The 12,011-nt window shown below is 63.4% G+C and carries 7 protein-coding genes; 4 read left to right on the plus strand and 3 right to left on the minus strand.

Translation table 11 applies throughout. From position 1 onward, the window contains the following. Positions 1-213 precede the first annotated feature (213 nt). From PSEST_RS09645 to imuA, 3 genes are read right to left on the minus strand one after another with little or no spacing between them, the layout of a single operon-like run. A complete protein-coding gene (locus PSEST_RS09645) occupies positions 214-3,294 on the minus strand; it encodes an error-prone DNA polymerase (RefSeq protein WP_015276809.1) in 3,081 nt (1,026 codons plus the stop codon). Continuing rightward, positions 3,291-4,703 (minus strand): Y-family DNA polymerase, encoded by a 1,413-nt coding sequence (locus tag PSEST_RS09650; protein WP_015276810.1) that lies wholly within the window; start codon positions 4,701-4,703, stop codon positions 3,291-3,293. Before PSEST_RS09650 ends, PSEST_RS09645 begins: the two co-directional genes overlap by 4 nt. An 8-nt stretch (positions 4,704-4,711) precedes the next feature. Next, complete coding sequence (gene imuA / locus PSEST_RS09655) at positions 4,712-5,329, minus strand: translesion DNA synthesis-associated protein ImuA (protein WP_015276811.1); 618 nt, start codon at positions 5,327-5,329, stop codon at positions 4,712-4,714. 339 nt (positions 5,330-5,668) lie between these two features. Between imuA and mtnA the strand changes: the two genes are divergently transcribed. The 4 genes from mtnA (at position 5,669) to pheA (ending at position 11,975) form a co-directional block, all read left to right on the plus strand. Beyond that, positions 5,669-6,745, plus strand: coding sequence for an S-methyl-5-thioribose-1-phosphate isomerase (gene mtnA / locus PSEST_RS09660; RefSeq protein ID WP_015276812.1), 1,077 nt, complete (start codon positions 5,669-5,671; stop codon positions 6,743-6,745). A gap of 134 nt (positions 6,746-6,879) precedes the next feature. After that, entirely contained in the window at positions 6,880-9,690 is a 2,811-nt protein-coding gene (gyrA, locus tag PSEST_RS09665; protein ID WP_015276813.1) for a DNA gyrase subunit A, read from the plus strand. Between the two features lie 102 nt (positions 9,691-9,792). Then, a complete protein-coding gene (gene serC / locus PSEST_RS09670; protein WP_015276814.1) occupies positions 9,793-10,878 on the plus strand; it encodes a 3-phosphoserine/phosphohydroxythreonine transaminase in 1,086 nt (361 codons plus the stop codon). Then, positions 10,878-11,975, plus strand: coding sequence for a prephenate dehydratase (gene pheA / locus PSEST_RS09675; RefSeq protein ID WP_015276815.1), 1,098 nt, complete (start codon positions 10,878-10,880; stop codon positions 11,973-11,975). The genes serC and pheA overlap by 1 nt, the downstream gene beginning before the upstream one ends. Positions 11,976-12,011: the final 36 nt, after the last annotated feature.

The raw sequence follows: 12,011 nt of genomic DNA on the forward strand, positions 1-12,011 counted from the left end.
ATGCTTGCGGCGCGAAGCCTGCGACCGAACGTGTGTTTCAGATCCTGCACGCGGCGATGCAAAAAAAACGGCGGGGCCGGTTACTTGAAGCGCTGCTCATGCATCGCGCCCGTCCTTTATTTGCCTTGCACTAGGCCGAGTCGTTCATTCGGACCATCAGCGTTATTCTCGCCATGCCTCTACTCTTTGACACTTGCTAACGAGGCAGTCTGATTACTGGAAGTCGCGGCTACGCACATCGAGCCCGGTAAGCAGAGGCGTGAGGTCGCTCAGGCGGCCGGCGATGAGATGTCGTACGCCGCTGGCCGACTCCAGATGGCCATCCACACGAAGCAGTTGCGACTGGATCAGCGGTCGCCTCTGGCGCTCGGCCAGGTCGCGCCATACCACCACGTTGACCATGCCGAACTCGTCTTCCAGGGTGACGAAGATGACACCGCTGGCGGTCTGTGGGCGTTGTCGGCCGATCACCAGGCCGGCAATGCTGACCGGGCGGCCATGCTCGATCATGGCCAGTTCCCGTGAGCTGCGGCAGCGCCGGGCCTTGAGCTCATCTCGTAGCAAGGCCAGGGGGTGTGGTCCCAGCGTCGTGCCAAGGGTCGCGTAGTCGTTGAGCAGGTCTTCGCTCACCGAAGGCAGCGGCAGATTGATGGGCGTTTCCTCCGTTGCGGGCAGGCTGGCGAACAGCGGCAGCTGTGGTTCGACTCCGGCGACGGCCCAGCGTGCTCGATGTCGATGGCCGGCCAGGCCGCGGAGGACGCCTGCATCGGCGAGCTGCTCACGCGCACGCGGTTCGAGCTCGGCGCGAAGGCACAGGTCATGGATATTCGTGAATGGCTGGCGTTGGCGTGCGGCTTCGATGCGCCGGGCATCGGCTTCCCGAAAGCTGCGCACCATGCGTAGCCCCAGGCGGATTGCCGGTTGCTCCTGGCTGCATGGCTCAAGACTGCAATCCCAGCCGCTGTGGCGAACGTCCACCGGGCGGATTTCCAGCCCGTGGCGGCGGGCGTCCTGGAGAATCTGGTCAGGGTTGTAAAAGCCCATCGGCCAGCTGTTGATCAGTGCGCAGGCAAACGCCGCCGGTTCGTGGCGTTTCAGCCAGCAGCTGGCATAGGTGAGCAGGGCAAAACTCGCAGCGTGCGATTCGGGAAAACCGTAGCTGCCGAACCCTTTGATCTGCTCGAAGATCCGCGCGATGAAGTCGGGCTGATAGCCTTTAGCGAGCATGCGCTCGGTCAGCCGCACGCGGTGGGGCTCCAGGCTGCCATGGCGCTTCCAGGCGGCCATGGCACGGCGCAGCTTGTCGGCCTCGTCTGGAGTGTATTCGGCCGCCACGATCGCCAGTTCCATCACCTGTTCCTGAAAAAGGGGCACGCCAAGGGTGCGCTCGAACACCGGTTTCAGTTCTTCGGACGGGTAATCCACATCTTCTTCCTTATTACGTCGGCGCAGGTACGGATGCACCATGTCGCCCTGGATCGGCCCGGGGCGGACGATGGCGACCTGAATGACCAGGTCGTAGAAGGTCTTCGGGCGCAGGCGCGGCAGCATGGCCATCTGTGCTCGTGATTCGATCTGGAAGACGCCGATCGTGTCGGCCCGGCTGATCATCTCGTAGGTGGGCTTGTCCTCCGCGGGCAGCGTGGCGATGGTCCAGCGCGTGCCGCGATAATGTTCGATCAGGTCGAAACAGCGGCGTATCGCGCTGAGCATGCCCAGTGCCAGCACGTCGACCTTGAGCAGGCCTACCGCATCGAGGTCGTCCTTGTCCCACTGAATCACCGTGCGGTCGGCCATGCTGGCATTCTCGATCGGCACCAGGGTGTCGAGCGGCTGCTCGGAGATCACGAAGCCGCCAGGGTGCTGGGACAGGTGGCGGGGGAAGCCGATAAGCGCATCGGTCAGTACCAGAACTCGGCGCAGAACCGGATTATCGGGGTCGAAGCCGGCTTCGCGCAGCTGCGAGTCGTCGGGTATGTGCTCACTCCAGCGCCCACAGCAGCCGGCCAGGGCGTTGATCTGGTCGGGTGGCAGGCCCAGGGCCTTGGCGACATCCCGCAGGGCGCCAGTGGCGCGGTAGCTGCTGGCGACGGCGGTGAGGGCGGCACGATTGCGCCCGTAGCGCTGAAAGACGTACTGGATGACTTCCTCGCGCCGGTCGTGCTCGAAATCCACGTCGATATCGGGCGGCTCGTTGCGTTCGCGGGAGAGGAAACGCTCGAACAACAGTTTGCTGCGCACCGGGTCGAGCTCGGTGATACCCAGCACGAAGCAGACGCTCGAGTTGGCCGCCGAGCCCCGACCCTGGCAGAGAATGCCCTGTTCTCGGGCGAAGCGGACGATGTCGTGCACGGTCAGGAAATAGCTTTCGTAATGCAGATCGGCGATCAGCTCCAGTTCATGTTCGAGCTGCGCGCGGGCCTTTTCCGGAATGCCGTCCGGCCAGCGCCAGCGTGCGCCATCCTCGACCAGCTTGCGCAACCATGAGGTGGTGTCATGTCCAGGCGGGACCAGTTCGTGGGGGTAGTGATATTTCAGCTGGTCGAGCTGGAAATGGCAGCGCTGGCTGATGCGAAGGGTTTCGGCGAGCAGTTCGGCTGGATAGAGCTGGGCCAGCTCCTCGCGCGACCGCAGGTGGCGTTCGCCATTGGGAAAGAGATGGCGTCCGGCCTCTGCCACCGGCAGATGGTGGCGGATGGCGGTCATGCAGTCTTGTAAGGCCCGACGACCGCGGGCATGCATGTGTACGTCGCCACAGGCCACGGCGGATATGCCCAGGCGTGAAGCCTGGGTCAGGGATTGCCGCAGCTGCAGCGCGTCGTCCGGCCCCCGATGCAGTTCGATGCCAAGCCACAGCCGCTCGCGAAAACGATCGAGCAGCCAGCGGCCTTCGGCATCGGCGCCGTCGTGGTCGGGCAGCCAGATCGCCAGCAGCCCCTCCAGCGGCCAGTCGCGCAGGTCTTCGCGCAGCGCCTGGTACCGACCTTTTTCGGCCCTTCGGCGGGCGCGGGTGATCAGCTGGCACAGGGCCTGGTAGCCGGTCAGGTTTTCCACCAGCAAGACCAGTTTGGGCCCGCCCTCGATCTGCAGCTCGCTGCCAATGATCAGCGGCAGGCCGGTGTCCTTCGAGGCCTGCCAGGCGCGCACGATACCGGCCAGGCTGCATTCGTCGGTGATTGCCAGAGCGTCATAGCCCTGGCGTTTGGCGCGTTCGAAGAGTTCGCGCGCGCTGGATGCACCCCGCTGGAAGCTGAAGTTGGACAGGCAGTGCAGCTCGGCATATTCGGTGTTCATGCGAACCAGCCATGCAGCAGCAGGGGCCCTCCGGTGAGGGCGCGAAACGCCCAGCCCTGTTGGCCGGTAGCGGTTTGCACCCGGTAGTAGTCGCGTCGCGCGTCGCCACCATCCCACCAGCCGGACTCGATGCGCTCGGGGCCAGCCAGGGTGAGCAGACCCTCTTCGCGCAAGGGCTGCGGGGTACTCAGCAGCCAGCCGGGGCGCAAACCTACTTGAGGCAAGGGTTCGGTGTGGGCGAGGCTGCTTTCCCGCCAGGCGCATTCCGGGCGGTGGTCCGCTCGTGCGCTCAGCGAGACCACGGCCTCGTCGCCCAGTCGAGCGCGGAGGCGTTCGCGCAGTTGCTCCCAGGACACATTTTCCTGCGGGCGCTCGTCGAACAGGGCCTGATGGGCCGGCGTGAAGGCTGGCAGATCACGAGCCAGCAGACGCACGGCCAGGACGGGGGCCGGCAGTTGCAGGTGCTCGAGGCGGCCGCGGGTCAGTTCGAACAGCATGGCGGGCTCGCGTTCGGTACTGAGCAGGCCGACCGCTACCTCGCTGTCGGGCAGGGTGCGATGTTCCAGGTACAGGCTGAAACGCTGGACTCCGCTGTCCCGTCCGGCGAGAAAGGTGGCCAGGTCGGCGGTCAGTCTGCGCAATGGAAACAGCAGAGCCTGATGGGACTCGACCTCGAAATTCAGTTCGATGCGGGTGTCGAAGACATCCGGCGGGCGGTAGAACTCCAGAGGCAGCGGCCGATGCCCGAGCAGGGTGTCGAGCTGGGCCAGCACTTCGGCCGGGAAGCGTCTGGCCAGGCTGTCGCGCGGCAGGGCGAGCAGTTGATGAAGATGGCGCAGGCCCATGCGTAGCAGCGATGTGCTCACTTCGCGTGGCAGGCCGAGGCGCTCGACCGGCAATCCCCCTAGCGCCTGATGCAGCGTGGCTGTATCGGTCACAGCCAGCCCGTCATGGACATTGGCGAGGATGCGCGCGGCCGCCGGGTTGGGCGCCAGGGTGATGCGGTGGCGGAAGCCCAGGGCCGTGAGTTCCTCGCGCAGACGCGTCTCGAATCGTGGCCAGGGGCCGAACAGGCCGAGGCTGGAATGCACCTCCAACAGCAGGCAGCGCGGGTAGTACAGGCTGACCTGGGCGCTGTAGCTGTAACCCCAGGCCGCCAGAAACCGCTGCCAGCGTTCGATCATCAGTGGGTCGTAGTCGGTGGTGGCGAAGTCATGGGTCAATGCCTGGGCTGCGATCAGCGATTGCCCTGGCTTGAGGCCGAGCTTGCGGGCGGCTGCGTTGACGGCCTGCAGCACGCGGCGCTGTGGCGGGCCGGCGAGCAGAGCCAGCGGTGCGTCGGCGTCGTCGCGGTGGCGCAAAACGCCGTCCATGGCCAGTTGCGGCAGCAGAATGCAGGCCCAGAGCATCGTCACACCTATTGCCAAGCGCTGGCTGGTAGCGGCCGGGCCGGAGCCAGGCCACCGCGGCACTTGATGACCCGCAGCTGCACCGGCTGTGCTTCCAGTGTCAGGCGCAATGCTGCGGGCGACGGATTTTCCGCTTCGCGCAGCGGGCGATAGGCAAAGGCCAGGGTCTGGCCGGTTTCGGCGGCTATCTGCAATCGCCGCAGGGCGCGGTCGTCGGCCTGCCGTGGCCAGCACAGTACGGCGGCGCAACTGCCGGAGCGCAGGCACTGTTCGGCGCTCCACAAGGCATCGCGGTCCTTGGCCTGGACGATGACCAGATGGCGCAGATCCACGCCAGCCGCCAGCCAGGCCTGGGGGCAGGGACGATGGGGCGGGGCGACCAGCACGACACGTTCGCCTGCGCTGGTCAGCCTGGCGAGCGTCGGCCACAGCAGGCGTAGCTCGCCGATCCCTGGGGCTGCGAAAAGGATTTCGCTGAGTGCCGAATCCGGCCAGCCGCCAGCGGGCAAGAGCGCATCCAGCATGGCATGTCCGGTCGGTTGGGCCGCCGTAGGAGATGCAACGGGCTGGCCACGCCAGATGCGGCGAGCATCCAGCAGGCGGTCAAGGGCGACCACGGAAGACATGAGAGAAATATCCGAATAACTGTATATAGATACAGTATTAGGGTGACCAGGTCTGGTCAAGTTGGCTCGGATGGACGAGCGTATCCGGTGGGGCTGCTGACGGGTCGAGCGGCGCTGCCTGGGGAAAACAGCGAGAGCCAGGCATCAATAACCGTCGCTTGTACTTGGAAAATCAGTGCATTAGCATTCGCGCCCGGGATTAAGGCCGCAGTGCCTCTATTTGCTATTCCCCGGCCATATCGAAATAGAAAGCCCGGTTCGCCCGCGATCCGGGCTTTTTCTTTGCTGTGCGGGGCGCATGATGGTCCTGTATCGACGAAGCTGAACGAGGGAAATGCCATGCGCGAGCGTTTGTTGGCTACGGAAAAGGTTAAGTCGATCGAATGGCTGGACGGGCGCCTGAATCTGCTCGATCAGCGCAAGCTTCCCGTCGAAGAAGTTTGGTGCAGTTATGATTCCGCCGCGTCGATCGCTGCGGCGATCCGGGATATGGTCGTGCGCGGCGCGCCGGCAATCGGAATCAGCGCTGCCTATGCCCTGGTCCTTGCCGTGCGTGTCCGTATCGCCGATGGCGGTGATTGGCGGCAGGCGCTGGAGGAGGACTTCAAGGTGCTGGCCGACTCCCGTCCCACCGCGGTCAATCTGTTCTGGGCGCTGAATCAGATGCGCGAACGGCTGGAGCGCCTCAAGCCGGGTGAAGACCCGTATGCAGCGCTGGAAGCCCAGGCCATTTCGATCCATGACAGCGATCGCGAGGCAAATCTGGCGATGGCGCAATTTGGCGTCGACCTCATTCGCCGGCATCAGGGCAGTCCGCAGAACCTGCTCACCCATTGCAATACCGGGGCACTGGCGACCGGCGGTTTTGGTACGGCGCTCGGAGTCATCCGTGCGGCGCATCTCGAGGGGCTGGTGGAGCGGGTATACGTCGATGAAACTCGGCCGTGGTTGCAGGGCTCTCGGCTGACGGCCTGGGAGCTGCTCGGTGATGGTGTTCCGGCTATGGTGAATGCTGACTCGGCGGCTGCTCATCTGATGAAATCCAGAGGCATTTCCTGGGTGATCGTCGGTGCGGATCGCATCACCGCCAATGGCGATGTGGCGAACAAGATTGGCACCTACCAGCTTGCGGTCCTGGCGATGCACCACGGCGTGCGTTTCATGGTGGTGGCGGCAAGTTCGACCATCGACATGGCGTTGGAGAGTGGCGAAGAGATCCAGATCGAGGAACGCGCCGGCAGCGAGCTGCTTGAGGTCAATGGTCAGCGCTTCGCGGCTGATGTTGAGGCATTCAATCCGGTGTTCGACGTGACGCCGGCCGACCTCATCGACGCCATCGTCACCGAGAAAGGTGTGGTCGAGCGCCCGAACGCCGCGAAGCTGGCTGAGCTGATGAGCCGCAAACGGCTGCACTGAGCAACGGTCGATCGCGCTCGGGCGTGGTGTGCAAGCCGGTTTTGCTCCGTGCAAGGCTCAGTTTATAGCAGTCGTCTGTGTTACCATCCCGCGCTTATTACAGGACCCTGCTGACTATAAGGAACCAGGCTTCCATGGGCGAACTGGCCAAAGAAATCCTCCCGGTCAATATCGAAGACGAGCTCAAGCAGTCCTACCTTGATTACGCCATGAGCGTGATCATTGGCCGTGCGCTGCCGGACGCGCGCGATGGCCTGAAACCGGTACACCGCCGCGTGCTGTTCGCCATGAGCGAGCTTGGCAATGACTGGAACAAGCCGTACAAGAAATCCGCCCGTGTGGTCGGTGACGTGATCGGTAAGTACCACCCGCACGGTGACTCGGCGGTATACGACACCATCGTGCGTATGGCGCAGCCGTTTTCGCTGCGCTACATGCTGGTCGACGGCCAGGGCAACTTCGGTTCGGTCGACGGCGACAGCGCTGCAGCGATGCGTTACACCGAAGTGCGCATGGCCAAGCTGGCCCATGAGCTGCTGGCCGACCTGGAGAAGGAAACCGTCGACTGGGTGCCCAACTACGACGGCACCGAGCAGATCCCGGCGGTCATGCCGACCAAGGTTCCCAACCTGCTGGTAAACGGCTCCAGCGGTATTGCGGTAGGCATGGCAACCAACATCCCGCCGCATAACCTGGGCGAAGTCATCGATGGTTGCCTGGCGCTGATCGACAACGCCGATATCACCATCGACGAACTCATGCAGTTCATCCCTGGCCCCGATTTCCCCACAGCCGGCATCATCAACGGTCGTGCTGGCATCATCGAGGCCTACCGCACCGGCCGCGGGCGCATCTATATCCGTGCGCGTGCCGATATCGAAGATATCGACAAGGTCGGCGGCCGCCAGCAGATCGTCATCACCGAGCTGCCTTACCAGCTGAACAAGGCACGGCTGATCGAGAAGATCGCCGAGCTGGTGAAAGAGAAGAAGATCGAAGGCATCACCGAGTTGCGTGACGAGTCCGACAAGGACGGCATGCGCGTGGTCATCGAGCTGCGCCGCGGCGAAGTGCCCGAGGTGATCCTCAACAACCTCTATGCGCAGACCCAGCTGCAGAGCGTCTTCGGTATCAACGTGGTCGCGCTCATCGATGGCCAGCCGCGCACGCTGAACCTCAAAGAGCTGCTGGAAGCCTTCGTTCGCCACCGTCGCGAAGTCGTCACCCGCCGTACCGTCTATGAGCTGCGCAAGGCGCGCGAGCGTGGCCACATTCTTGAGGGGCAGGCGGTCGCGCTGTCCAACATCGATCCGGTCATCGCGGTGATCAAGGCTTCGCCAACTCCAGCCGAGGCCAAGGATGCGCTGATTTCCACTGCCTGGGAATCGAGCGCCGTCGAGGCGATGGTAGAGCGCGCAGGGGCTGATGCCTGTCGTCCGGAAGGTCTCGATCCGCAGTTCGGGTTGCGTGATGGCAAGTACTTCCTTTCGCCAGAGCAGGCCCAGGCGATTCTCGATCTTCGTCTGCACCGCCTGACCGGTCTCGAGCACGAGAAGCTGCTCAGCGAGTACCAGGAAATTCTCACCCAGATCGGCGAGCTGATCCGCATCCTGACCAATCCGGTTCGCCTGATGGAAGTCATCCGCGAAGAACTGGAAGGCGTGAAGCGCGATTTCGGCGATGCACGGCGCACCGAGATTCTCGAGTCGCGTCTGGACCTGACGCTGGCGGACCTGATCACCGAAGAAGAGCGCGTCGTCACCATCTCGCATGGTGGTTATGCCAAGTCGCAACCGCTGGCCGCCTACCAGGCGCAGCGCCGTGGTGGTCGCGGCAAGGCTGCGACTGGGGTGAAGGAAGAGGATTACGTCGAGCATCTACTGGTTGCCAACAGCCATACCACGCTGCTGCTGTTCTCCAGCAAGGGCAAGGTGTACTGGCTGAAGACCTACGAGATTCCCGAAGCATCGCGTACTTCGCGTGGCCGCCCGCTGGTCAACCTGCTGCCGCTCGACGAGGGCGAGCGCATTACCGCGATGCTTCAGGTCGATCTGGAAGCGCTGCGCAAACAGGCCGCCGAAGGTGAGGACGATCTGGACGACGCGGAAGGCCTGGTCATCGAGCACGATGATGCGGACGAGGTCGAAAGCGATGACGCCGACAGCGACGAGAAAGACGAGCCGACCGGCTCCTACATTTTCATGGCTACTGCCAATGGCACGGTCAAGAAGACACCGCTGGTGCAGTTCAGCCGGCCGCGTACGTCCGGCCTGATCGCGCTCAAGCTGGAAGAGGGCGATACCCTGATCGCCGCAGCCGTGACCGATGGCGCCCAGGAAGTGATGATGTTCTCCGATGGCGGCAAGGTCATCCGCTTCAAGGAAAGCAAGGTGCGCATCATGGGGCGTAATGCTCGCGGTGTGCGCGGTATGCGTCTGCCCGAAGGGCAGCGCATCATTTCCATGCTGATCCCGGAGACGGGCGCGCAGATTCTCACCGCGTCCGTGCGTGGCTACGGCAAGCGCACCGCGATGGAAGAGTTCCCGCGTCGCGGCCGTGGCGGCCAGGGCGTCATCGCCATGGTCACCAACGAGCGCAACGGTCCGTTGGTAGGCGCTGTGCAGGTGCTCGAGGGCGAGGAGATCATGCTGATTTCCGATCAGGGCACGCTCGTGCGGACCCGCGTCGACGAGGTGTCATCGCTGGGCCGCAATACTCAGGGTGTCACCCTGATCAAGCTGAGCAAGGGCGAGCATCTGGTAGGCCTGGAGCGCGTGCAGGAGCCATCCGAGGAAGACGTGCTGGAAGACATCGAAGCGCTGCTCGATGACGACGCTCTCGAGAAGGAAATGCCTGTGCTCAGCACCGAGCCGAGCGAGGATGAACTGCTCGGCGGGGCTGGCGACGTATCTCCGGATGTGGTGCCGACAGACGACGAAGACTGATCGGCGAAAGCAATCCGCAAACAGGTGGTAGCGCGGTGGTCGGTAGAGGTACCGGTCGCCGCGCCGCGGGAATCAACATCGAGCAAGAGCGAGAGAACAGCAGTGAGCAAACGCGCCTTTAACTTCTGTGCCGGTCCGGCTGCGCTTCCCGAAGCCGTCCTTCAGCGCGCCCAGGCGGAGCTTCTCGACTGGCATGGCAAGGGCCTGTCGGTCATGGAGATGAGTCACCGTAGCGACGAATACACCGCCATCGCCGAAAAGGCCGAGCAGGATCTGCGCGACCTGCTGGCGATTCCGTCGAACTACAAGGTGCTGTTCCTCCAGGGGGGCGCCAGCCAGCAGTTTGCAGAGATTCCGCTGAATCTGCTGCCGGAAGATGGAGTTGCGGACTATATCGATACGGGTATCTGGTCACGCAAGGCGATCGAAGAAGCCCGTCGTTTCGGCAACGTCAACGTCGCGGCCAGCGCCAAACCCCTCGATTACTTCGCGATCCCGGGGCAGAACGACTGGCAGCTCAGCGAGCGCGCTGCGTACCTGCACTACGCGAGCAACGAAACCATTGGCGGCCTGCAGTTCGACTGGGTCCCTGAGGTTGGCGATACACCGCTGGTCGTCGACATGTCCTCGGACATTCTGTCGCGGACCATCGACGTGTCGAAGTTCGGCCTGATCTACGCCGGTGCGCAGAAGAACATCGGGCCGTCGGGCCTAGTGGTCGTCATCGTTCGTGAAGACCTGCTTGGTCGCGCGCGTTCCGCCTGCCCGACCATGCTCGACTACAAGATCGCCGCGGATAACGGCTCTATGTACAACACACCGGCAACCTTTTCCTGGTACCTCTCGGGGCTGGTCTTCGAGTGGCTGAAGGAGCAGGGCGGCGTCGAGGCGATGGAACAGCGCAACCGCGCGAAGAAGGACATGCTCTACGGCGCCATCGATGCCAGCGATTTCTACACCAATCCCATCGCCGTCAACGCGCGTTCGTGGATGAACGTGCCGTTCCGTCTGGCCGACGAGCGTTTGGACAAGTCGTTCCTGGCCGGTGCCGACGCGCGCGGCCTGTTGAACCTCAAAGGTCATCGCTCCGTGGGCGGCATGCGCGCATCGATCTACAACGCTGTCGGTCTGGACGCGGTCGAAGCGCTGGTGGCCTACATGGCCGAGTTCGAGAAGGAGCACGGCTGATGAGCGACGCCGATCAGCTGAAGGCCCTGCGGGTTCGAATCGACAGTCTCGACGAGCGCATTCTTGACCTGATCAGCGAGCGCGCCCGCTGCGCCCAGGAGGTTGCCCGGGTCAAGACGGCGGCGCTGGCCGAAGGCGAGTCGGCGGTGTTCTATCGTCCGGAGCGCGAAGCCTGGGTGCTCAAGCACATCATGGAGCTCAACCGCGGGCCGCTCGACAACGAGGAGATGGCGCGTCTGTTCCGCGAGATCATGTCGTCCTGCCTGGCCCTGGAGCAGCCGCTCCGGGTCGCCTATCTCGGTCCGGAAGGTACGTTCTCTCAGGCCGCGGCGCTCAAGCACTTCGGCCATGCGGTGATCAGCACGCCGATGGCGGCCATCGACGAAGTATTCCGTGAGGTTGTGGCGGGGGCCGTGAATTTCGGCGTAGTGCCGGTGGAGAACTCCACCGAAGGCGCGGTCAATCACACGCTGGATAGCTTCCTCGAACACGACATCGTGATCTGCGGCGAGGTGGAGTTGCGTATCCATCATCATCTGCTGGTGGGTGAGACGACCAAGACTGATCGGATCACGCGCATCTACTCCCATGCGCAATCGCTGGCGCAGTGTCGTAAGTGGCTTGATGCCCACTACCCGAATGTCGAACGCGTAGCGGTTTCCAGCAATGCGGATGCGGCCAAGCGGGTCAAGAGCGAGTGGAATTCGGCGGCTATCGCCGGAGACATGGCTGCCCAGCTCTACGGTCTGACCAAGCTGGCCGAGAAGATCGAGGATCGCCCGGACAACTCCACGCGCTTCCTGATCATTGGCAGCCAGGAAGTGCCGCCGACCGGCGATGACAAGACTTCGATCATCGTCTCGATGCGCAACAAGCCAGGGGCCTTGCATGAGCTACTGGTGCCATTCCATGCCAACGGCATCGACTTGACCCGCATCGAAACACGGCCATCGCGCAGCGGCAAATGGACCTACGTGTTCTTCATCGACTTCCTCGGCCATCATCAGGATCCGCTGATCAAGGATGTGCTGGAGAAGATCGGTCAGGAAGCCGTAGCGCTGAAAGTGTTGGGCTCCTATCCCAAAGCAGTCCTTTGATATTGCGGCTTCAGGCTGCGGTGGCGGGGGACAGGC

The sequence above is a fragment of the Stutzerimonas stutzeri RCH2 genome, from assembly GCF_000327065.1.
GTDB classification, from domain to species: domain Bacteria; phylum Pseudomonadota; class Gammaproteobacteria; order Pseudomonadales; family Pseudomonadaceae; genus Stutzerimonas; species Stutzerimonas stutzeri_AE.